Here is a 23,935-nt window from a genome sequence, read left to right as displayed (position 1 = left end):
GACCCGTGCCGGGAAAACGTGGCTGAGATATATTCGTTGGTCGGTGCCACTTTCAGAAAGGGAGGATCTCAGAAGTCAGAGGCCAAGCGATCAAGCAATCGTCGTGTTTGCCGATGAAGTGACTTCAGGCTGGCTATGGTAACTGGTTCTCAGGATGCGACCGTGGATGACCGCTTACCGTCCCTTCGGCGTCTTGCGATAGCCGCGCTTGCGCTGGTGTGTCTGGGATTTGCTTCGTTTCTACTGAACGTGCGTAGCTGGGATAGCGGCGGCGTTACGATTCTGTGGCCCTCGAACGGTCTTCTTTTGGGGATACTGTTGTGCAGTCGGCGAAGACATTGGTCGGCCTACTTCGCGGTGGGTTTTGCCGTCGATCTCGGGATCAATGTGGCGATGGGGTTTGCACCCGGGATCTCTGGTTATCTTGCCGGCTGCAACATGCTGGAGGTCGGCATTGCAGCTGCGTTGATGTACCGGACGGTCTCGCCGAATCCGGATCTGACCGAGCGGAAGCAGCTGATGAGCCTTCTGCTTTACGGTGTCGTACTTGCGCCGGCGATCGCGTCGGTACTGGCTCAGCTGAGCACGTCAAACCTCTATCTGTTGCCGAGATTTGCTGCAGCCAGGCACTGGTTTGTGGCCGATGCACTTGGTATGGCGGTGATGGCGCCGCTCTACCTGTCGTTTCAGAGGCGGGAGCAGTTTCCTGGCCGATCTCGGCTTGAGGTTGCTGGGCTCCTGGCGTTGCTGGTTGTTGCCACGGTTGGAATCTTCTGGCAGACACGGTTTCCTCTCCTGTTCCTTCTTCTTCCGGTGCTGCTGCTGCTTGGCATTCGTCTGCGATTGGCGGGATCTGCGCTTGGGCTGTTGATTGTGTCCATCATTGGCGGTTATCTGACGATTCGAGGACGGGGTCCGGTGTCGCTGATGCGCTCGGGCTCCACCGCAACTCACGATCTTCTTCTGCAGGTCTTCGTTGCGTTCTCGATGCTGGTGCTCTATGTCGGCGATGTTGTGATTACTGAGCGCGAGCGCCTGCAGGTCGATTTGAAGGCCAGCGAGACGTTGTTTCGTCTTTTGGCCGAGGCTTCGAACGATGTCATCGTTCTGTCAGATCTTTCCGGCGAGCGGCGGTATGTTTCACCGGCTGTGACCACGGTGCTGGGGTGGGAGCCGCAGGAACTGGTAGGCCCTGGCGGTCACCAGATTGTTCACCCTGATGATGCCGGGGCGGTGGAGGCTTTGATGAGGGCCTGTCGTGAGGGGAAGCCGGTTGAGACGTTGACCTATCGGTGCGCCAGGAAGGATGGCGGCTACGTTTGGATGGAGGCGAATCTGCGGCTTTACCGTGATGAGAGGACTGGGGAGGCGATCGGTTTCGTCAACGTGGTTCGAGACGTTTCGGGGCGGAAGGCTGCGGAAGAGGAGCTGAACCGTACTTTCCGGCTGGTGGAGAATCTGGCGATGGTGGATGGTTTGACCGGGATCGCCAACCGGCGGCGGTTCGAAGAAAAGATGGATGAGGAGTGGCGGAGGGCGATGCGGGATGGATCGTTGCTCTCGGTACTGATGATCGATGTCGATCATTTCAAACCTTACAACGATATCTATGGGCATGTGCTGGGTGATGGATGTCTGCGTCAAATTGCGGTGGCAGCCCAGAGGGTGATTCATCGCTCTTCGGACCTGTTCGCCAGATATGGCGGCGAGGAGTTTGTGGCGGTGTTGCCGAACACCGATAGCGGGGGTGCTCAACTGGTTGCCGAACAGATTCGCCTGGCGGTGGAGATGCTCGGCCTGCCACACTCGGGCAATCCGCATGGAGTGGTGACGGTGAGCATTGGGTGCGCTACCCAGGCTCTTGGGCATGATGCCGCCTCGACAATACTAGTGGAGGCAGCGGATCAGGCGCTCTACCAGGCGAAGTCGGCTGGTAGGAACCGGGTTGAGATAGCTGCGAAATCGGCAATTCCTGGATGATCGCCCCCCCCCTCCCCCCCGGGGGTATTTTGCACGTAACATTATTATAATCAGTAGTTTGGCGACGGGTAGTGCCTGTAAAATATTGATTCTTATTGGGTTAGCTGCAAAATATTGTAAATAAATGGGTTATCGGTTAAAAACTGAGCCCCGGATTGTTTCCGGGGCTTTTTCTTTTGCTGAATTGATTATAGCTGGCTGGGCATAACTCATACGCCACGCGAATCTGCAGCGTGGGCGCGGGTTTTCGTGGTGGTGGGGGTTGACAGGTTTTTGATCTGCCTGGGGAGGTGAGAGCGAAAACAGACAACAGCAACTGCAACTGCAACAGCAGATCCCCTGCGAGGATGACAACAAGAAGGACAAATGCAACAGCGAGAAGGACGAATGCAACTTCCAAAAGGAAATACGGTGTCTCTCCACTTCGCGGTTCACGATGAGACTGTGAACCGCTTCGGACGAGATGACGCTTTTTGATGGTTGTGGAGAGTCCTGTCAGGTGAAGCTGAGCTCCTAGTCAGGCCGTAGCGCAAGACGAGTCGCCGTCGGCACCAGGTCCGACCGGTTGGCGCTAGAGAAAAACCCGTCGTGGCGGTCTGGTTAGGTGATAACAGGAAGCTGGAGGGTGGTGCCGACGGAGACTTTGTTGGGGTCGGCGATGTTGTTGGCTTTGGCGATCTCGGTGTACTTGTTGGCGTTGGCGTAGAAGAGCAGGCTGATGGCTGAGAGGGTGTCGCCGGATTTGACGGTGTAAGCCTGGGTGTCGCCGCCGGTGTTGGCGATCTCGTGGTGGAGGTCGGAGTAGGTGGGGTCGGCTTTCTTGATGGCGTCCCAGACGCGCTCGAGGATGACGCGGGAGGGAACGGTGCCTTTGATGTGGAGCTGTTCTCCGTCGAGATCGACCGCGTCGAGGGTGGCGCCGTAGGGGGCAAACTTCTGCAGGGCTTCAATGACGCCTGCGTACTTCTGCTTCAATGCTTCGAGATCTGCCATGGCGTAACTCTCCTTGTCAGTTTGACTGACTGTTGTGTGATGCAATTTGGAGGGAGAACGCGGGGGCCCGTGCGCTCTTTGGAGATCATGCCCGCGGTTGCTGACGGGCTAGACGAATTTGCTGAGAAGGCTCTGCGCCATGCTGCCCATGGAGCTGGTCGGAGTGGCTTGCCCGTTGGGGGCGAAGTGCTGGATGACCATTGGCAGAACAGTGGCGAGAGCTACCTGAACGACCTGAGGAGAGACTCCGGCCTTTTCTGCGGTTTTTTCGATGAGGCCGGTTCCGCCGAGACCCTGCTGGACCTGCTCGGGAGTGGCGGTGGCGGCCTGACCTGCGCCCCAGTTGTTGACGTGCTCGGCCATTCCGTTGTTCTTGAAGGCGTCGAGAACGCCCTGAATGCCTTCAGGATGCTGGGTGAGAGCTTCAATGAATCCACCAGCAACTTTGGCCTGATCGGTGCCGGCTGCGGCTCCTGTCTGACCGGCGAGCGATTGAATCATGTCCATAATTCCCATGTTGTTCACCTCGCACCCAATATATGACTGATTCCAGGGCAGTGCGACGGGGAGATGGAAATATTTATCGATTTCTTATGTGATTGAAAAGTCATCACGTGCGGTTGTTGTCGATCGGACTAGGCGATTCCAAGCTCGTGGGCGGCAAGCGCGGTACCTTCGACGCGGGCCTGGATTTTGCTGAAGGCTGTGTCGCGAGCCGTTGAGGTGTCGTCGGCGAAGGGAGCAAAACCGCAGTCATCTGTGGTTCCAAGCTGCGCAATCGGGAGGATGGAGGCGGCTTCAAGGACTCGGTCACGCACTTGAACGGGGGTTTCAATCTTCGGATCGATAGGATCGATGACGCCGATGAAGATGGTTTGATTCGGCTGAAGGAGCTGGCTTACCAGTTGAAGGATTCGTTTTCTGTTGGGTTCGCTGGCCATCTGCAGGTAGAAGCGCCCGACGTTCAACTGGAAGAGGTCAGGCAGCAGCTTCGAGTAGTCCACGTCGGCGCTGTGGGTGGAGTCGTGATCGCCACCGGGGCAGACGTGAACGCCGATGCGAAGGCGCTCTTCTGAAGTGAATCGTTCGAGTACCTGATTGTTGAGAGCTATGAAGCTGCGCAATAAGCCGGCTGAAGGGTCGAGTTTCAGGGAGAGCCTTGCTTCGGTGAAGTCGATCTGGACGGAGGCTGCCCCGGCCTGGAGGGCACCACGGATGTCGGCTACGGCTTCATCGATGAGATCGGCTATAAATTCTTCGCGAGGATAGCCAGGTATGCCAGTCGATGGGTAGAGCAGGCTGAGGGCAGAGGCGGAGATGACGGCCTGTTTGATGGGGGAGCGGGTGTAGTGACGAGCTGCTTCGAGGTAGCCGGCAGCGTGGACACCGTAGCGGAATGGACCTGCTGTGAGTCGAGGAAGCTGACGGACGTGCCCGTCGGCGAAGGGAATTTCAACTCCGTCTGGGGCGAGGTTGGTGAGCCCGGAGAGAGGATAGGTCGCGAAGCTGGGCTTGGTCTGTTCGCCGTCGGTGATGATGGGGGAGCCGGTTTGCTCAAACCGCTGGATCGTGTCGCGGAGTGCCTCGGCGTTAGCTGCTTCCAGTGCCTCGCTGCTTACTTTTTTGTTGTGGAAGGCGACCTTGGTTTCGATTAATGCAGGTGGACGGGGGATGCTGCCGATGGGTTCAGTGGGGATCGCCATACGGGGGAGCATATCGTTTTGAAGTTCGAGGGAATATCCATCAATAGATTGATCTCGATGTTTTCTAGCGGCGTGAGTCCCAGGTGACGCAGTTCTTGGTGGGGTCGGTGGTGTTGAGCGCCTGGCAGCTGGCGACGCTGGTGACTTGAGGGGTTTTGCCGCCGAAGGTTGTCAGCTTGGGAGGTCCGAGCACGCCAAGGGTGGGGGCGTCCCAGGAGGTTGCGGTGAGGGTGCCGTGTTTGAAGGTGAAGACCAGAGGCTCGGGGACGGGTTTGTCACCGACGGCGTCGTAGGTGAGGGTGACCTGCTTTTTTTCCTGCTTCCAGTGGGCGTGCCAGGTCTGGGGGTCCTTGTCATGCCACTTCTGCTGGAGGATGGCAGTGCCGTCGGCGGCGAATTCGATGAGGAGGACGCGATGGACATCCTGGGAGAAGCCGCCGCTGCCGGAGTAGAAGCCGTTCAACTTGTCGGCATGGAGTGGGTAGGAGAGAGTCGCGAGCAACAGGGCAAGAACCGCGATGGCGCGGAGGCGAAGAAGAAGGCGCATGGCAGCCATCGTACACAATGCGGGTGGACGATTTTCAACGGGCGACGGAACGGGATAGACTTAGCGGCATGAGCGATCAGAAGAAGACTGCCATTTCAACCAAAGAAGCGCCGGCGGCGATTGGGCCTTATTCTCAAGCGGTGCGGGTGGGCGATATGTTGTTTGCGTCTGGGCAAGTGGGACTGGAGCCTGCTACCGGGCAGATGGTTGCTGGAGGAATTACGGAGCAGACGGTTCGGGCGCTGGAGAACGTGAAAGCGGTGTTGGCGCAGGCTGGGCTGGATCTAAGCCATGTGGTCAAGACGACTGTGTTTTTGAAGACGATGGGCGACTTTGCGGCGATGAACGAGATTTATGCGAAGTATCTTGCGCCAGAAGGGGTGGTTGCGCCGGCACGGTCGACGGTGGCGGCGGCTGGGTTGCCGAAGGATGCACTGGTGGAGATCGAAGTGATCGCTAAGGATGGCGCGTGAAACTTACAGGGCGGCTGGGGATCTAATTAGTGGACGACAGGAGGTTTGAGTAATGGCCGAAGCGACAAAGGTACAGAAGGTTCATAAGACGGAGGCAGAGTGGCGCGAGTTGCTGACTCCGGAGCAGTTTCATGTAATGCGTGAGGGCGGGACGGAGCGGCCTTTTACCGGGGCGCTGGTGAATAACCATGACGATGGGATTTATCACTGCGGGGCGTGTAATGCTCCGCTGTTTACCTCGGATAAGAAGTTTGAGTCTGGGAGTGGATGGCCTAGCTTCTGGAACCCGGTTTCGCCGGATGCGATTGTTTCAATTGAAGATAATTCTCTTGGGATGAGGCGGGTCGAGGTGCAGTGTGCGACCTGTGGGGCTCACCTTGGGCACGTGTTTCCGGATGGACCCAAGCCTACGGGGTTGCGATATTGCATCAATAGCGCTTCGCTGGGTTTTGAGAAGAAGTAAATCGCGTAGAAAAACAGGAAAAGCCCCAGCCGGCAAAGACGCGGCTGGGGCGTTCTGTTTCTGGAGGTTAGAGGCTGTTAGCCTTTGACGACTTTGCCGGTCTTGATGCAGCTGGTGCAGACGCGCATGCGCTTGCTGGCGCCGTTGACCTGGGCTTTGACGGGCTGGAGGTTCACGTTCCAACGACGACGGGTGGTGTTGTGGGCGTGAGAGATGTTGTTGCCAAACTGCGGGCCTTTGCCGCAAAGATCACATTTTTGTGCCATGACGAAATGCTCCAATCCTGAGTCGCAGAAGATTCCCGGGGGCGTGCGCCTGAGTGAAAGAAGCCTCAAAACAGTGCCGGGGAAGGGTGGTACGAGGAGCGTTGGCTCCTGACCGCTACCCAGGTGAAGGGTAGTCTGCCGATTCGTAATGATACCACGTGGGAGGCGGTGGGCTCAATCAAACGCCGATCGAGGAGATAGGGGAGGGCATCGCGTGTCGGGGGATAGACATCTTATTGAGGAGTCACCGCTTATTGGGCCTATAGACACCACAAATGTTTGACGCTTCCGACGATAGGTTGAGTCTTTAAGTACCGGCTCATCCGTCGATAGAAGACGGACCTGTTTCGCACACCTGTCCACAAGATCTCTGATGTGACGAGGGAGACGTATTGTCAGACGAATCAAAGGAACAACACTCAGTCATCGGGCCTGACCATCAGCTTCCGGCCCCGCCTCCACCATCGGCCCGCAGTAAGCTGGTTCGGGTTGTTGTGTGGATCGTTCTACTGCTCGTCTTTGCGCTTGGTTTCTTTCTGGTGTTGCGTCACCACGACGATACGACCAAGAGTGCGGCACCTCGACGGGGTCCTGGTGGTGGACCGGTAACGCTGACGACGGCTACGGCGCAGAAGGGAAACATTGGCGTTTACCTGGATTCGATTGGAACGGTCACGCCGGTTTACACGGCTTCGATTACGAGCCAAGTGACTGGGCCGGTGATTGCGGTGCGCTTCAAGGAAGGGCAGATTGTTCGGAAAGGTGACCCGCTGATTGAGATTGATCCGCGGCCATTTGAGGCGACGCTGCTTCAGGCTCAGGGTGTGCTCGAGCGGGACCAGGCAGTGCTGGCGCAGGCAACGATGGATCGCGACCGCTTTCGCGCGGCGTGGGCGAGGAACGCGATTCCCAAGCAGACGCTGGACGACCAGGAGAAGGTGGTGTTGCAGGACGAGGGCACGGTGAAGAACGATGAAGGAACCGTGAAGTTCGACCAGATACAGGTGGACTACTGCCATATCCGGGCGCCAATCGCGGGACGGGTCGGACTGCGGCTGGTCGATCCGGGGAACGTGGTGCAGAACTCAGGGACGACGACGCTGGCGGTCATTACACAGATACAACCGATCACGATTATTTTTACGGTACCGGAGGACAATCTGGGGCAGCTTCAGCCGCGGCTTCGTCAACCGGCAAAGTTGACTGTGGATGCCTATGATCGGGCGGCGCTGAAACAGATCGCCACGGGGACGCTGTTGACGCTGGACAACCAGATCGACACGACGACCGGGACGGTGAAGGCTCGAGCGTCGTTTGCGAATAAGGATGCGTTGCTGTTTCCGAATGAGTTTGTGAACACGAGACTGCTGGTGAATACGGTGCAGGGCGCGACGCTGATTCCCACGTCTGCGATTCAGCACAATGGTGCGGAGTCGTTTGTTTATGTACTCACGAACGATACGGCCCATAGGCGCTCGGTGAAGCCGGGAGTGATGGAAGGGCAGACAACGCAGGTGACGGGGATCAATCCAGGGGATGTGGTTGCGAATAGCAGCTTCGATAAGCTGCAGGACAACGCGAAGGTTATCGTGTCGACCAAGCCGATTCCTGCAGCAGCAACAGCTGGGAGTAGCGCTCCTTGAGTCCATCCCGTCCGTTTATTCTGCGACCTGTCGCGACCTCGTTGCTGATGGCCGCGATTTTGCTAGTCGGTATTGTGAGTTATACGCAGCTGCCGGTGTCGGCACTGCCTGAGGTCGACTATCCGACGATCCAGGTGCTGACGTTCTATCCCGGCGCGAGTCCGCAGGTGATGGCGACAACGGTGACGGCTCCGCTGGAGCGTCAGTTCGGCCAACTGCAGGGGCTGAGCCAGATGACCTCGAGCAGCTCGGGTGGCACTTCGGTCGTCGTGCTGCAGTTCAATCTCAGCCTGAATATCGATATCGCTGAAGAAGAGGTGCAGTCGGCGATCAACGCAGCGCAGAGTTTTTTGCCGGCCAACCTGCCTGCGCCTCCGATCTACAGCAAGACGAATCCGGCAGATGCTCCGGTGCTGACGCTGGCTATTACGTCGAAGACGATTCCGCTGTCACAGGTCGAAGACTTGGTCGACACGCGGCTGGCGCCGAAGATTTCGCAGTTGAGCGGCGTCGGACTGGTGAGCATTAGCGGTGGACAGAAGCCTGCAGTGCGGATCCAGGCAAACCCGACCGCGCTTTCATCCTATGGCATCAATCTTGAGGATTTGCGTACGGCGGTGACGCAGAGCAGCGTGAATGCTGCGAAGGGGAACTTCGACGGACCACGGCAGGACTACCAGATCGATGCGAATGATCAGCTAGTGACGAGCCAGGACTACAGGAGCGTTGTCGTTGCGTATCGCAACGGAGCGCCGGTGATGCTGACCGATGTTGCGCACATCATTGATGGAGTGGAGAACTCGACCCAGGCGGCCTGGATGAATCAGACGCCTGCGGTGATTTTGAATGTGCAGCGTCAGCCGGGCGGAAACACGATCAGCGTGGTGAAGAGCATTAAGAAGCTGCTGCCACAGCTTGAGGCAAATCTTCCACGAGGGATCGAAGTTACAACGCTCACCGATCTGACGACGCCGATTCAAGCTTCCGTGAGCGACGTCGAATTTGAGTTGATGCTGACCATCGGGCTGGTCGTGTTGGTCATCTTTCTGTTCCTGCGAAACCTCTATGCAACGATTATTCCAAGTGTGGCTGTTCCCCTGTCGCTGATTGGAACCTTTGCAGCGATGTACGCGCTTGGCTACAGCCTGGATAACCTGTCGCTGATGGCGTTGACGATCTCGACTGGATTCGTCGTCGATGACGCGATCGTGATGGTGGAGAATATCTCGCGCTATCTCGAAGAGGGTGAGGCGCCGATGCAGGCGGCCCTAAAGGGCGCTGAGCAGATAGGGTTCACGATTCTGTCGTTGACGGTTTCTTTGATTGCAGTGCTGATCCCGTTGTTGTTTATGGGAGATGTCGTGGGTCGTCTCTTCCGCGAATTTGCGGTGACCTTAGCAGTGACGATCGTTGTGTCTGCGGTAGTTTCGCTGACACTGACGCCGATGATGGCTTCGCGTATTTTGAAACATAATCCAGAGGCGGAGCAGGGACGGTTTTATCGAGCTTCTGAACACGTTTTCGAGCGAATGATTGCGTTTTACGGACGCACGCTGAAGGTGGTGCTTCGCTACCAGACTATCACTCTACTCGTCGCGCTGGCCACGCTGATGCTGACGGTATTTCTTTACATCATTATTCCCAAAGGGTTTTTTCCGGTGCAAGATACCGGCGTGATCCAGGGGATTACTCAGGCTCCGCAGACGATTGGCTCAAAGGCGATGGCGGTCAAGCAGCAGCAGCTCGCGAAGCTGATTCTCGAGGATCCTGCCGTAGAGAGCCTCTCTTCGTTCATTGGTGCAGACGGGACGAACATCACGACAAACAGTGGAAGGATGTCGATTAACCTGAAGCCGCTGGAGGATCGCGATCTGAGCGCTGCGGATGTGATTCGCCGGCTCCAGTCGAAGTTGAAAGATGTGCAGGACATACAGATCTTCATGCAGCCAGTGCAGAACATCACGGTCGATGACCGGGTGAGCCGAACGCAGTATCAGTACACACTGGAGGATCCGGATCAGAACGAGTTGAATGATTGGACGAGCCGGTTTGTATCTCGTCTAAAACAGCTGCCTGAGCTGGAAGATGTCGCCACGGATCAGCAACTGGGGGGACTGGCGGTGTCTCTGGTGATCGACCGTGCAACTGCTTCGCGATTGGGCGTGGCTCCGACGACGATTGACAATACGCTTTATGACGCCTTCGGCCAGCGTCAAATCAATACGATGTATACGCAGTTGAATCAGTACCACGTGATTCTTGAAGCCGAGCCCCAGTTTCAGATCGATCCGAATAAGCTGAACCATCTTTATATTCGTTCGGGGTCGGCTTCGGGGACGACGGGCGCTGCGGCAACTTCATCGTCGGGCAATGGATCGACGTCGGCGGGATCAAATGCTCTGACCAGTTCGGTTTTATTCACGGCGTCGGCGAATACGTTGAATCCTCCGATCAATGCACTGACTTCGAGTGCTGTGAATGCGAACTCGAGCAAGGGAGCGACTTCGGCGGGGACGACGAGCTCGACCTTCAATAATGCCGTACCGTTCAGTGCGTTCTCGCACTTCGAGACGACGACAGAGGCGCTGTCGATTATGCACCAGGGACAGTTTCCGGCGATTACGGTGTCGTTCAACTTAGCTCCAAATGCTGCGCTTGGAGGCGCGATCAGTGCGATTACGAAGGTGCAGAAGGATATGCACATGCCTGCGAGTTTGCAGGCGGATTTTCAGGGAACGGCGGCGTCATTTAGAAATTCACTCTCAGGAATGCCGCTGTTGATTCTCGCGGCGTTGGTCACGGTGTACATCGTTCTCGGTGTTCTCTATGAGAGCTTCATTCATCCAATCACGATTCTCTCTACATTGCCTTCAGCTGGTGTCGGGGCGTTTCTCTCGTTGATTCTCTTTCATCAGGATTTGAGCGTGGTGGCGATTATTGGGCTGGTTCTTCTGATCGGCATCGTTAAGAAAAACGGAATTATGATGGTGGACTTCGCGCTGGACGCGGAGAGAAATCGCGGGTTGAGCTCGACGGATGCGATCTATGAGGCGTGTCTACTGCGCTTTCGTCCGATCATGATGACGACGATGGCGGCGCTCCTCGGTGGACTGCCACTTGCGTTTGGTCACGGTATCGGCTCGGAGTTGCGAAGGCCGCTTGGAATCGCGATGGTGGGCGGTCTGCTCGTGAGCCAGGTGCTGACGCTGTATACGACGCCGGTTATCTATATTTTCTTCGACAATCTATCCCACCGATTTTCGCGGAAGTCGAAGAAGGCGGGACACGGCGGGGGCGAGTTAGAACCGGCGGGGCAGTCATGAACATCTCTGCGCCTTTTATTCATCGGCCGGTGGCGACTACGCTACTGACGGTGGCGATCGCGATTGCGGGAGCCATTGCGTTCAATGTTCTTCCGGTGTCTCCGCTGCCACAGGTGGATTTTCCGACGATCTCGGTAGCTGCGAGCTTGCCGGGTGGGAGCGCCGAGATTATGGCGTCATCGGTGGCGACGCCACTGGAGCGGCAGTTTGGGCATATTGCCGGCGTGACGGAGATGACGTCGGCGAGCAGCCTGGGTACGACTTCGATTACGATCCAATTCGACCTGAGCCGGAATATCGATGGAGCTGCTCGTGACGTCGAGGCGGCGATTAATGCTGCGCGGACGTATTTGCCCGCGAATCTGCCGGCAAATCCGACGTATCGCAAGGTGAATCCGGCTGACGCGCCGATCATGATTCTCGGTTTGACGTCGGATAAATATGGGCCGGACAAGCTGTATGACGAAGCTTCGACGGTGATTCAGCAGAAGCTGTCGCAGATTCAGGGAGTGGGGCAGGTCAGTCCGGGCGGCGGCGCTTTGCCTTCGGTTCGCATCGAAGTGAATCCGACCAAGCTTGCGAGCTTTGGGATGGCGATGTCGGACGTGCAGGCGGTGGTGAGTCTGCAGAATTCGAACTTGGCGAAGGGACAGATTACGAACGGGGTTTTCTCTGCGGATATTGTGGACAACGATCAGATCTCGCATGCGGAGGACTACAAGCCGATCGTCATTGGTTACAACAATGGCTCGGCGGTGCGATTGTCGGATGTGGCGGATGTGGTCGACTCCACGCAGAATATTCGAACGGCGGGATATCTGAACGGCAAGAGGGCCGTGGTGTTGATTATCTTCCGGCAGCCGGGCGCGAACATTATCGATACGGTGGATCGTATCCGGGCTGAGCTTCCGTCGGTTGTGGCGTCGATCCCGAATGGGATTGATACGACGATTGTGCTGGATCGTACGACGACGATTCGTGCGTCGGTGAGCGATGTGGAGCGGACGCTGATGTTATCCATCGCGCTCGTGATCGTGGTGGTGTTTATCTTCCTGCGCAATGGAAGAGCGACTTTGATTCCGGCAGTGGCTGTTCCGGTGTCGTTGATCGGGACGTTTGCGGTGATGTACCTCTTTGGCTACAGCATCGATAACTTGTCGCTGATGGCGCTGACGATCTCGACGGGCTTTGTGGTCGATGACGCGATTGTAGTGATGGAGAACATCACTCGGCATCTTGAAGATGGGATGAAGCCATTCGCCGCTGCTTTGAGGGGTGCCAAAGAGATCGGGTTCACTGTGGTGTCGATCAGCATCTCGCTGATCGCGGTGTTTATTCCTCTCCTGTTGATGGGTGGGATCGTCGGGCGGTTGTTTCGTGAGTTCGCGGTGACGTTGTCGACTGCGATTCTTGTATCGATGGTGATCTCACTGACGACGACGCCGATGATGTGCGCTTACTTGCTGCGAGATGAGCACGCGCAGAAGCATGGACGCGTTTATATGACGACGGAGAGATTCTTCGACTGGGTTTTGTCGGTCTATCGTCGCAGCCTTCATTGGGTGCTCGAGAATCCGGGACTTACGCTGACCGTGCTGTTTCTCACGATCGCGTTGAACGTTGTGCTGGTGATTAAGATTCCGAAAGGGTTTTTCCCCCAGCAGGATACGGGGTCGCTTGCAGGGGGAGTTCAGGGGCCGCAGGACTCGTCGTTCCCTGTTATGAACGAATCGATTATTCAGCTTGGAAAGGTTATTAAGAGCGATCCGGCGGTGCAAAACGTGATTGCCTTTACGGGGGGTCAGGGCACCAGCAACTCAGGCAATATCTTCGTCGCGCTGAAGCCGCTGAATATTCGGAAGATTGCCGCGCCCGATATTATCAATCGCCTGCGCCCGAAGTTGAATCGGCTTCCGGTAGCGTCCGCGTTCCTTCAGGCTTCGCAGGATCTCCGGATTGGAGGCAGATCCAGTAATGCGCTGTATCAGTACACCATTCAGGCGGACAACTTGACCGACCTAAATACGTGGGGCCCGAAGTTGCTGACCGAGATGAAGCGTCTGCCTGGATTGCAGGATGTAAATACGGATCAGCAGAATGGTGGTCTTGACGAGCTGCTGAACTATGACCGTGTGACCGCGGCGAGGCTGGGCCAGACGGCAACTTCACTCGATCAAGGGTTGTACAGTGCGTTTGGACAATCGGAAGTTTCAATTATCTACACGCAGTTGAATCAGTACTACGTTGTGCTAGAGGTAGCGCCGGATTACTGGCAGACGCCCGCAGGCCTGAACAACATCTATTTTCATCCGACGGGCACGAGCAGCGTCACTGCGAGCGGCAATGTGCCTCTGTCTACGATGACAAAGAACAAAACGAACACGATACCGCTGGCGATCAATCACACTGGACTTTTTCCTTCGGTTACGGTGTCGTTCAATCTTGCCCCGGGTGTTTCGCTGAGCGATGCCACACTTGCTATCACACAGATGCAAGTGAGGCTGGGTACTCCTACTACGGTGCATGGGTTTTTCGCGGGAACGTTGCTGGCGTATCAGCAATCGCTGGGGACCGAGCCGCTTCTGGTTTTGACTGCGCTGCTTGCGGTTTATATCGTCCTTGGAGTCTTGTATGAAAGCCTGGTTCATCCGCTAACGATTCTCTCGACGCTGCCCTCTGCGAGCGTGGGCGCGATGCTTGCACTGATGCTTTTCAAAGTGGATTTGAATGTCATCTCGATTATCGGCATTGTGCTGTTGATCGGCATCGTGAAGAAGAACGCGATTATGATGATCGATTTTGCGTTGCAGGCCGAGCGAGACGGCGGTATGAATACAGAAGATGCGATCTTCGAGGCTTGCATGCTGCGCTTTCGTCCCATTTTGATGACTACGATGGCCGCCCTCTTTGGCGCGTTGCCACTCGCATTTGGTACGGGAACGGGGTCTGAGTTGCGCCGGCCGCTCGGTATCACAATTGTTGGAGGCTTGATCGTGAGTCAGCTGCTTACGCTCTACACCACTCCTGTTGTTTACCTCACGCTGGACCGTTTGCGCCTGCGTGCACTCGGAAGGAAGCGAGATACGTTTCATCCTGGAAACGGCACGGCTGCCGCAGCGACGGAGTAGATTGGATGTCTAAAACTATGAATAATCTTCGATTCACCTTTGCGATGTGCTCGACACTTGCGACGCTTCTGATGACTGGATGCATGGTCGGGCCGAAGTACCATACGCCGCCGGCGGTGGCTCAGGCACCTCCTACGACTTACAAGGAGTCACCGACTCAGTTTCAGGATACGGATGGATGGAAGGTGGCGCAGCCGCAGGATGCCATGCTGCACGGGAAGTGGTGGGAGATCTACAACGACCCCGAGTTGAACGCTTTGGAAGAGCGATTGAATATCGATAACCAGAACATCAAGCAGTTTTTTGCAAACTTCATGGAGGCCCGGACGCTGATTGCGCAGGCACGTTCGCAACTCTACCCAACTTTATCGGTGGGCCCTTCGTACCAACGTGCTAAGACGTCGGCAAATCTGGGAACCTCCAGTGTTGCGAATCCTGGGCGGCAGAGTTCGGTTGGGTCCTTGCCGGCGACGGTTTCGTGGGAGCCTGATCTTTGGGGTAGAGTTCGGAGCACGATTCATGAGGAGCAGTACAACGCGCAGTTGAGTGCTGCGGATCTCGAGAATGAGCGACTGACGGAACAGGCTAGCCTCGCTACGTTCTTCTTTGAGATACGCGGTCAGGATGCGCTGCAGGCGATTTTGAATGACACGGTGGAGGCGGATAAGAAGGCGCTGGAGTTGACGCAGGCGCAGTATGATACCGGGGTCGGCGATCGTATTTCAGTGGTGGAAGCGCAGAACACGCTGCAGAATGTGCAGGCGCAGGCGACCAATCTTGGTGTGGCGCGAGCACAGTTCGAACATGCGATCGCAATGCTGGTTGGAGCAAACGCATCGGACTTTTCTATTCCGGTAAAGCCTGTGAGTGTAAGTCCTCCCCCGATACCGATTGGTCTGCCTTCGGCATTGTTGGAGCGGCGTCCTGACATTGCTGCCTCGGAGCGAAATATGGCGGCTGCGAATGCCGAGATAGGCATCGCGACGGCGGCGTATTATCCGGATGTCGCGTTGAGCGCATCGGGAGGATTCGAGAGCTCGACGTTCAAGCATTTGTTTGATTGGCCGAGCCGGTTCTGGTCGATTGGACCGACGGTAAGTGAGACCGTCTTCGATGCTGGACTGCGTCGGGCGACGGTGCGACAGTTCGTGGAGGTTTATAACGCCGACGTCGCCAGTTATCGGCAGACTGTTCTTACCGGGTTTCAGCAGGTGGAGGATGCGCTCTCTTCGGTTCGGATTCTTTCGCAGCAACTGATTCAGCAGCAGCAGGCGGTAACGTCGGCTGAAGAGTTTGTAACGCTGGAGACGGCTCGATATCAGACGGGCATTGATCCGTACATCGACGTGGTGAATGCACAGACAACTCTGCTGACCGACAGACAGGCGGTGGCGACCCTGCGAGTGCAGGAGATGACGTCTTCGGTTCAGCTAATTGAGGCGTTGGGCGGAGGATGGGATCGCTCGCAACTGCCTACTCCAGCTCAGGTGTCGGAAAAACTCACGAAGGCAGAGACGACGGTTCAGCGCTGACGCTGCGGTGTGACCTTTGCTCGAGGATCGTGTAGTGTTTTCTATGTTTGCCGCGGTGTAACTTTGCGCGTCACAAATTTCGGCGGGTCAAGAGATCGAGAGATCAGAGGCGTGGGTTGAATGCGAATGAAAGTATTGGGATTGGCGTTGGTTTTGCTGTTTGTTGCTGGATCGATGGGGTTGGGTTCCGTGGCTTTGGCGGCTGATTCATCTTTTGCAGAGTCGGTAACTTTGGGAGCCGGTTGGCAGCTGCAGGATGCGGCGAAGGTGACCGAGACTGGGGATGCGATTAGTTCTACAAGCTTCAGGCCGCAGGGTTGGTACTCGGCGACCGTGCCGGGAACGGTGCTGACGAGCCTGGTGAATGCTGGGGTTTATCCAGAGCCTCTGTATGGCGAGAATAATCGCCCTGACAAGATTCCTGAGAGTCTCGCTCGTACTCCGTACTGGTATCGCACGGTGTTTAAAATCCCGAAGGCGTACGCTGGCAAGCATGTTTGGCTGAATCTAGAGGGGATCAATTTTTCCGCTCAGGTGTGGGTGAACGGAAGACAGGTTGGGACGATGAAAGGCGCGTTTCGGCGTGGGATCTTCGATATTTCACTGGATGTGAAAGCAGGGAAAGATGCGGTGCTTGCGGTGCTGGTGTCGCCGCAACCTCATCCCGGCGATCCGCACGAACATACGATTCGCGATGGCGTGGGTAAGAACGGCGGCATCACAGCGATCGATGGACCGACGTTTCTTTCGACGATTGGCTGGGATTGGATTCCTGCGATTCGCGATCGGGATACGGGGATCTGGCAGAAGGTTTTTATTTCGGCGAGTGGACCCGTGGTGATTAAGGACCCGCTGGTGACCACGGATCTTCCGCTGCCGAAGGTGGACTCGGCGGATATTTCGGTGCAGGCCAGAGTGGAGAATGTGACCGATGCGCCGCAGAAGGGCGTGTTGAAGGGAAGCTTTGGCGATGTAACGTTTGCGCAGAACATCGAGGTGGCGCCGCACAGTTCGCAGGTGGTGACCGTCGATCCGAAGAGTACGCCGGCGATGCATGTGGAACATCCGAAGCTGTGGTGGCCGAACGGCTATGGGCCACAGAATCTCTACAAGCTCCACCTCAGCTTTGAGGTGGATGGGAAGGTTTCGGATAGCAAGGATGTGAGCTTTGGAGTTCGCAAGTTTACGTATGCGGTGCCTGACTCGGAGAATTTGACGATCTCGGTGAATGGCGTTCGGGTGTTTATTCGCGGAGGTAATTGGGGCTTGGATGAGGCGATGAAGCGCAATCCGCGGGAGCGGTTGGAGGCGCAGATTCGGATGCACCAGATTGCGAATATGAACTTGATTCGCAACTGGGTGGGGCAGAGCACGAGCGAAGATTTCTATGAGCTGTGTGATAAGTACGGGATTCTGGTGTGGGATGAGTTTTTTCAACCAAATCCCTCAGATGGACCTGACCCAGACGACTTCGATACCTATATGGCGAATGTGCGGGATAAGATTCTGCGGTTTCGGAATCATCCTTCGATCGTGTTGTGGTGTGCGCGGAATGAAGGCTATCCGCCGAAGAAGATCGACGATGCGCTGCGGGTTTTGATGACGGAGTTGGAACCGACTCGGTTGTACCAGGCGAACTCGGCTGATGGACGGGGAGTCAATTCGCATGGCCCTTATCACTGGCGAACACCTCGGGAGTTTTATGTCTACGACGAAGCTTTCAAGACGGAGATTGGAAGCGTGTCGGTGCCGACGCTTGAGTCGATTCAGGGCATGATGCCGGAGAAGGACTGGGAGACGATCAATGACGACTGGGCGGAGCATGACTTCGCCAAGGGTGCAGCGGATGGCGATACGTATCCAGCGATGATCGCGGATCGATACGGCAAGGTGGCGAATCTCGCGGACTTTGTGCGGAAGTCACAGCTTGCGAACTATGAGGCGTTTCGCGCGATGTATGAGGGACGGAATGCGAAGCTGTTTCATCCGACGACCGGCGTGATTACGTGGATGAGCAATCCTGCGCAGCCGAGCTTTGTGTGGCAGCTCTATCATCATGATCTTGAACCTAATTCGGCGTTGTTCGCGGTGAAGAAGGCAGCGGAGCCGATTCATATTCAGCTGAATGAAGGTAGTGGTGAGGTTCAGGTGATCAATAATCTGAGCACGTCATTGGAGAATGCGCGCGCTCATCTTGCGATTTATAACCTGGATGGTTCGGTGCAGTATGAGCATGATTTTGATGTGTCTGCAGGCGCGAGCTTGGCGACAACGCTTGGATCGGTGGCTTGGCCTGCAAGTCTTTCCCCAGTTCACTTTGTGAAGCTGCAGTTGAAGGACGCGACTGGGAAGGTGATTTCGGAGAACTTCTACTGGCGCGCGCTGCCGGAACATCAGGATGACCTGAAGATGCTGGACAGTTTGTCGACAATTACGCTTGATGCGAAGGTGAGCCGAAGCGACACTGACGGAAAAAGCGTGGTCTCGGTGACGCTGCATAATCCCGGCAAGGAGGTTGCGCTGATGACGCATCTGCAGTTGCGCCGGAAGCGTTCAGGTGAGCGCGTGCTGCCGGTGTATTACAGCGATAACTACATTTCGCTGCTGCCGAATGAGACGAGAACGGTCACGATGGAAGCGGCGACTTCGGACCTAAAGGGAGAGGATGCGTTGGTGGTGGTGGATGGATGGAACGTTGGAGTGGTGGCTGGATCGTCGGCCGGAGCTGGGATTGAGGCCAATGTTGAAGCACTCGTGGAGCATTGGCCTGTGACGGGGCTGCCGATGCTTTCGGCGAAGTAAGTGGGTTGAATGGTCTATCACCACAAGTGGAAGTGAGGGCGTGTTGGCGCGGATGTATTCTTGGGGCGGGTGACGATTACCAGGAAAAAGACGATTGCACTTAGAACCGCGAGACCGAAGTATATGTCGATGTAGGAGAGTAGCCGGCTCTGAGTGATCACGTCCGATTGGAAGATTTGGATGGCACCGAGGGCAGGATTGCTGGCTGCTCCCCCACTTCGCTCGATCAGACTCGAGTATTGCGCCAGGGTTGATTGAAGGGTTGGGTCGAGACGGTTGGCGACGTCGACAAGACGTGCGGAGTGCAACGTCTGGCGGCGGTCGAACATAACGGTTGCGGCGGTGACCCCGAAGGTGTTCCCCAATTGTCGAATAAAAAAATAGCTTGTAGAGATGTCATTCACGTCGAATAAGGCTGCCTGGCCTGTGGCAATGTTGGAAGCACCTCTCACCAGCGGCGCCATAGACAAACCTTGCAGGAAGATCGACAGTGCGAGAAGCCAGGTTGGTGTGGTGGGCGTCCAGATGTATATGAAGTTGATGCTGGAAGCGCACATCATCAATGCGCCGAGGGCGACCACTCTGACTCCGCCAAGCCGCGGCTGTACGTAACGCACTGTAATCAGCAAACCGATTCCCAATCCGATGGTGTACGTCGAAATAAAGCCGCCCGTCTGAGTTGCGCTGTAATCCTGCACGAAACGCAGATATTGAGGCAGGACGTACAATCCGGCGCCTAACATCGCGCCAACGATAGCCACGATCATTACGTAGGATCGTAGTGCAGCTTCCCGCCAGATGGTGCGCAGATGAAAAACAGGTGCGGGATTTTCAGGTCTCCAGTCCCACCAGAGAAAACCCGCGAAGCAAACGACTGCCACGACCAAGCAGCACACGATCAAAGGCGATTGAAACCATAGGTCGCGCTCTCCTCTACTGAGCGCAATCTGCATGGCACCGAGCGCCGCAAGCAGGAGTCCCCCGCCCCATGCGTCGAGGTAGGACTTTTCGCTATGTAAGGAAAGATGTCCCCAAGGCAAGTATTTCCAGATCAGAAATGTGCCAATAGCGAGAAAAGGAAAATCCAACAGGAAGGCATAGTTCCAGCGCAATGTATCGGAGATCCAGCCCATGGCGACGGGGTAGACGACTTCGAAAGCGGAAAGCTCTGCGTAAAGACAGGATATGGCGAAGATGCTAGCGCTTCCGGGGAACATCAGGCGGACAAGGATAACTGTGCGAACCAGAAACGCTCCACCACCAAAGCCCATGATGACCCGCGAGATAAGCAAGAGCCTGAGGCTGTGGGGACTCAAGAAGCATCCGATGGCCCCTGTAGCGTAGAACGCAATGCTGATGAGCAGATGGCGACGTGAGCCGAGAACGCGCGTCATCCAATAACTAATTGCCATCGAACACAAGAACCCGAGATTGTAGAGAATGACTACCCAACTAACCTCGTCCGAGGTGCCCGCAACGTTGCCCTGCAGGTCCGGAAGCAGGACATTGATGGAGAGTCGGTTCGAGACTTCGATTGCGGTGATAAGACCGACGCTAAGCAAAATGATCAGTCTGTGTTTATGGGAAAGTTGGGCGAGCGATTGGCTTACATGTTGGCTGTACTCCTCCTCCCATGGTTCGAGGCTGCCGGGACTGTTGCCAGCAAGATAGCTCATGACCCTCCGCCGTTCAGCGAGTGTAGATGGTAGCTTCGACGTTCATTCCCGGGCGCAGGACAAAGCGCGAGTCCTGGCTTTGGTTCACAAGAATTTTTACTGGAAGACGCTGCACTACTTTGATGAAGTTGCCGGTCGCATTCTGTGGAGGCAGAAGCGCCTGCCGGGAGCCAGCTGCACCTGCAATGGAGTCTACGATGCCCTCGAAGTCGCGGTTGTACGTGTCGACGTGAATCTTCGCACGCTGACCAGGGTGAACGTGAGCCATCTGTGTTTCTTTGAAGTTCGCAGTGATGTACACCTTATCGAGCGGCACGAGTGTGAACAGCAAGTTTCCGGGTAGAACGTATTGTCCGAGGTGAACGGTCAGCTGGGTTACCTGGCCAGTGATCGGCGCAATGATTGTGGTGTACCCGAGATTCAGCAGAGCCTGGTCCCACACGGCTTTGGCGCGTTCAACGCCTGCAAGTGCGGATTTGTACGTCGACTCGGTAATCGGAACTTGTTGCTCGCGGGCTCTCGATTCCAGCAGGAGAGATTGCGAGCGCGCGACCCTTGCTTTTGACGAACTCAATGTGGCTTTAGCGATCTCTACATTCTGCTCCGCTGCAACGAGTTGCTGTTCGGAGGCTGCGAGGTCGCTTTGCGCGACCCGGGCGGCTGCGTCGACGGCATCGAATTGAAACTTGGAGACGTCGTTGGTTTCGACGAGTGGCTTATAGCGTTCAAGGTCGGCCTGGGCACGTTCGTTGGTTGCCCTTTTGGCGGCGACTTCGGCCTTCGCCTGAAGCAGGTTTGCGGTGGCGGCACGTTCCAGTTGGGTTTGCGCCATCGAATAGTCGGCGGTATCCGATTGGCTCTGTGCCACGGCGCCGCCGGTGCTATGTGTTGTGGTGCCGCGTGTCAGTCCGATCTGAAGTTTGGCCGCGTTCGCCTCGGCTTGGGAAAGATCGAAAGAGGCCTTGGCCTGATCGACCTCCGCTTTGTATTCGCGCGGATCAATCTGCACCAATACATCCCCTGCTTTGACGTCTACGTTGTCGTTGATCGGCAGGGCGACGACGTAACCAGAGACCTGGGATGCGACAGCAGTGATGTGGGCGTCGACCTGTGCGTCTTCCGTGGTTACTTGTCCCATCCAGATGTAGCAGACGACGAGCAGGATAAGCAGGAGTGCAATCAATGCGATCTTCCCCAGAAGAGGAAGATCGCGAATCGCCTTGCCAGCCGTCGCCAGAAAGGAAGGTGTCGTCTGCGGCGTCGGTGCCTTTGAAGATTCTGGCGTCGGAGCAGGTGGTGTAGGAGTCGAGCTCATCGATACAATTTTCTTTCGCGGGTCTCGTTATTTGGCATATGTGTTCTGTACCTCGCCCATTGCCCGGGCCAGATCGACTCTGAACTGGTTGAAACGATAGAGCGCGTCGATTTGGTTCGAGTTTGCACGCGCTAATGCGTCCTGCGCGGTGACGACTTCAATGTTGGTGGTAACTCCGGCGGCGAAGCGGCGTTGGGCCTGCGCGACTTCATCGTTCGCTAGTTGAAGTCCCAGGTTCGCGACGTCGACGTTTTTGCGCGCGGCCTCGAGCTCGACGATCGCCGACTTTACTTCGCGAACGATGCGCGCCTCGAGAAGTTGACGGTTCTGCGCGATACGCTTTTGCTCGAGGTTTGCGCGAGCAACTTCGGCATGTATTCGGCCGCCGGTAAAGAGTGGCATGTTAAAGGCGATTTGATATCTGTAAGCGGGAATGCCGTTGTCGAAACGCGAGCCCTGGTAAAGCCATATTCCAGTGAAATCGATCTGTGGTGCGCGCTCGTCCAACGCAGATTTCCGCTCCAGATTGGTGATGCGCTCTTGCGATGTTTGCACTTGCATCTCCGGACGATTTACGAACGCCGTATTGATGGCTGCTGTTTCTTCAAACTCGGGCAGATCGAAGAACTGCAATTTATCTGTGACTACCGGCTCCTGATCGCGCGGAAGATTGAGCAGTTCGGCCAAGATGTAGTTCGATGTGTGTGTCTCGGTTTCCGCGTCGATCAGATTCTGCCGTTCGTTCTGTAACTCGACCTGCGCACGAGTAGTGTCGATGTTCAGGCCGATTCCCGTCTTCTGAAGACTCGACGCTTGCTCGTAAAGGCGCTCGGCGAGAGCGACGCGGACCTTTGCGGCGTCGTAAGTCGCAAAGGCGCGGAGTACCAGGATGTACTGAGTTACGACCGAGGCAGTGACGTCTTCGCGCGTTACGTTCTCTTGCGCGTGTGCTTCGCGAACACCTTCGCTGGAGATCTGGTAATTGCGAAATAAGGGAAGATTAAAAAGCGACTGAGACCATGCGGGGCCGGCCTGGATATATTGAAAGGGGCCGCCCGTACGGCGCGTGGTGGTGCGCTCGACCGAAGCCAGATTGTACTGCCTGACCGCTCCCAGACTTGTGAGATTTGCCTGTGGCAGTAGAGCGGCGCGTGAGATTTGGCGATTGCGGTCGCTTTCCAACGAGAGTAGCCGCAAGGCCACGACTTGTGGGTTTTGCTTCAGCGCCAAGTTTACGGCGTCCTTCAGCGTGAGAGGAAGAGATTGAGGGGATGGATCGGGGGAGGATTGGGCGAGGCCGTATTTACAAAAAACAGTGACGACCAATAGAAGGCAGAGAACGGCTGCCACAATGCGCGATGGACCAGAGAAACTCGCCCCAGTGCTCATAACTTCTCCGTGACGGGCACATGTCGCTGCTGTCCGATAGCGTAGGAGCCTGTTGGATCTTTTGACAACCGGAAGCGGCGTTCGACTTGCGACCCAACGAGGTCAGCCCGTTTCGCCCGAAGCGCGAAGAAACCCGCGGTCACGTATCTCCGAGCTTCTTCAACGCATGGCCTGCATTCCACTGAGGGACCTTCCTGCAACCTGTCCAGGTAGGAGTGATGCGGTTCACGTGAAAATGTTCAGCAGGAAAAACATATCATAGGAGCAATAAAAGCTAGTGGGCACTGTAAGGCAGTACTTGGCTCTTTTGCCAGCTGCCTGACTAACTAGATTTTAGTGTTGGTTGAAGAGGGGGAAGTAGTGTATTCGAGTGGATTGCGAGGCCGCAGATATTTGTTTGGCAGAAAAGCTAGTGACGTTCTGGTTACTAGCTGAGGATCTGCATAGCAAAAGGTTCACGATGGCTAGTAGCGCGGGCACGATGAACGGGGAACTGAATGAGCAAGTGTCTCAGGGTTTGCTGTCCAAAGCTACCAACGTCTGAGCTGCCTGTGGTAAGTGCTCTAAGAGATGGTAGGCACGAGCGGATTCGAACCGCTGACCTCTACCGTGTCAAGGTAGCGCTCTAACCAACTGAGCTACGCGCCTGTGCGTTCTTTCAGTCTAAATGGAGATTGACGCTGGGGCAACCTTCGCGGGGTT

The 23,935-nt window shown here is 56.1% G+C and carries 16 protein-coding genes and 1 tRNA gene; 8 read left to right on the top strand and 9 right to left on the bottom strand.

Annotation, left to right across the window (positions count from 1 at the left end; genetic code table 11):
• Positions 1–162: 162 nt before the first annotated feature.
• Complete coding sequence (locus HDF14_RS03020; protein WP_183973367.1) at positions 163–1,980, top strand: bifunctional diguanylate cyclase/phosphodiesterase; 1,818 nt, start codon at positions 163–165, stop codon at positions 1,978–1,980.
• A 600-nt stretch (positions 1,981–2,580) separates the two neighbouring features.
• On the opposite strand, the gene HDF14_RS03015 is transcribed toward HDF14_RS03020, so the two are convergent.
• From HDF14_RS03015 to HDF14_RS03000, 4 genes are all read right to left on the bottom strand, one after another.
• Positions 2,581–2,973 (bottom strand): LysM peptidoglycan-binding domain-containing protein, encoded by a 393-nt coding sequence (locus HDF14_RS03015; RefSeq protein WP_183973365.1) that lies wholly within the window; start codon positions 2,971–2,973, stop codon positions 2,581–2,583.
• Positions 2,974–3,081: 108 nt separating this feature from the next.
• Positions 3,082–3,489, bottom strand: coding sequence for a YidB family protein (locus HDF14_RS03010; protein ID WP_183973363.1), 408 nt, complete (start codon positions 3,487–3,489; stop codon positions 3,082–3,084).
• 119 nt (positions 3,490–3,608) lie between these two features.
• Positions 3,609–4,676 carry a cobalamin-independent methionine synthase II family protein gene (locus tag HDF14_RS03005; RefSeq protein WP_183973361.1) on the bottom strand — a complete coding sequence of 356 codons (1,068 nt, stop codon included), beginning with the start codon at positions 4,674–4,676 and terminating at the stop codon, positions 3,609–3,611.
• A 64-nt stretch (positions 4,677–4,740) separates the two neighbouring features.
• Positions 4,741–5,223 (bottom strand): hypothetical protein, encoded by a 483-nt coding sequence (locus HDF14_RS03000; protein WP_183973359.1) that lies wholly within the window; start codon positions 5,221–5,223, stop codon positions 4,741–4,743.
• Positions 5,224–5,291: 68 nt separating this feature from the next.
• Between HDF14_RS03000 and HDF14_RS02995 the strand changes: the two genes are divergently transcribed.
• Entirely contained in the window at positions 5,292–5,696 is a 405-nt protein-coding gene (locus tag HDF14_RS02995; protein ID WP_183973357.1) for a RidA family protein, read from the top strand.
• 52 nt (positions 5,697–5,748) lie between these two features.
• Complete coding sequence (gene msrB, locus HDF14_RS02990) at positions 5,749–6,159, top strand: peptide-methionine (R)-S-oxide reductase MsrB (protein ID WP_183973355.1); 411 nt, start codon at positions 5,749–5,751, stop codon at positions 6,157–6,159.
• A gap of 77 nt (positions 6,160–6,236) precedes the next feature.
• Here the strand turns inward: msrB and rpmB are convergent, their stop codons facing one another.
• On the bottom strand, positions 6,237–6,425 hold the full coding sequence (rpmB, locus tag HDF14_RS02985; RefSeq protein ID WP_179640086.1) for a 50S ribosomal protein L28: 189 nt from the start codon (positions 6,423–6,425) through the stop codon (positions 6,237–6,239).
• Positions 6,426–6,817: 392 nt separating this feature from the next.
• Between rpmB and HDF14_RS02980 the strand changes: the two genes are divergently transcribed.
• From HDF14_RS02980 to HDF14_RS02960, 5 genes are all read left to right on the top strand, one after another.
• Entirely contained in the window at positions 6,818–8,068 is a 1,251-nt protein-coding gene (locus HDF14_RS02980; protein WP_183973353.1) for an efflux RND transporter periplasmic adaptor subunit, read from the top strand.
• Positions 8,065–11,391: an efflux RND transporter permease subunit gene (locus tag HDF14_RS02975; protein ID WP_183973351.1), complete on the top strand. Its 3,327-nt coding sequence runs from the start codon at positions 8,065–8,067 to the stop codon at positions 11,389–11,391. The genes HDF14_RS02980 and HDF14_RS02975 overlap by 4 nt, the downstream gene beginning before the upstream one ends.
• Positions 11,388–14,519: an efflux RND transporter permease subunit gene (locus tag HDF14_RS02970; RefSeq protein WP_183973349.1), complete on the top strand. Its 3,132-nt coding sequence runs from the start codon at positions 11,388–11,390 to the stop codon at positions 14,517–14,519. Before HDF14_RS02975 ends, HDF14_RS02970 begins: the two co-directional genes overlap by 4 nt.
• Positions 14,520–14,536: 17 nt before the next feature.
• Complete coding sequence (locus HDF14_RS02965) at positions 14,537–16,051, top strand: efflux transporter outer membrane subunit (RefSeq protein ID WP_183973347.1); 1,515 nt, start codon at positions 14,537–14,539, stop codon at positions 16,049–16,051.
• Positions 16,052–16,171: 120 nt separating this feature from the next.
• A complete protein-coding gene (locus HDF14_RS02960) occupies positions 16,172–18,853 on the top strand; it encodes a glycoside hydrolase family 2 protein (protein ID WP_260697971.1) in 2,682 nt (893 codons plus the stop codon).
• 17 nt (positions 18,854–18,870) lie between these two features.
• On the opposite strand, the gene HDF14_RS02955 is transcribed toward HDF14_RS02960, so the two are convergent.
• From HDF14_RS02955 to HDF14_RS02940, 4 genes are all read right to left on the bottom strand, one after another.
• Positions 18,871–20,529, bottom strand: a complete 1,659-nt coding sequence (locus HDF14_RS02955; RefSeq protein ID WP_183973345.1) for an MFS transporter — start codon at positions 20,527–20,529, stop codon at positions 18,871–18,873.
• Between the two features lie 13 nt (positions 20,530–20,542).
• Complete coding sequence (locus tag HDF14_RS02950) at positions 20,543–21,844, bottom strand: HlyD family secretion protein (RefSeq protein WP_183973343.1); 1,302 nt, start codon at positions 21,842–21,844, stop codon at positions 20,543–20,545.
• Positions 21,845–21,871: 27 nt separating this feature from the next.
• Positions 21,872–23,233 carry a TolC family protein gene (locus tag HDF14_RS02945; RefSeq protein ID WP_183973341.1) on the bottom strand — a complete coding sequence of 454 codons (1,362 nt, stop codon included), beginning with the start codon at positions 23,231–23,233 and terminating at the stop codon, positions 21,872–21,874.
• Positions 23,234–23,804: 571 nt separating this feature from the next.
• Positions 23,805–23,881, bottom strand: a tRNA-Val gene (locus HDF14_RS02940).
• Positions 23,882–23,935: the final 54 nt, after the last annotated feature.

Origin of the sequence: Tunturiibacter gelidiferens (assembly GCF_014201335.1) — a bacterium.
Lineage (GTDB): Bacteria > Acidobacteriota > Terriglobia > Terriglobales > Acidobacteriaceae > Edaphobacter > Edaphobacter lichenicola_E.
This window is presented reverse-complemented; position numbering and strand designations above follow the sequence as displayed.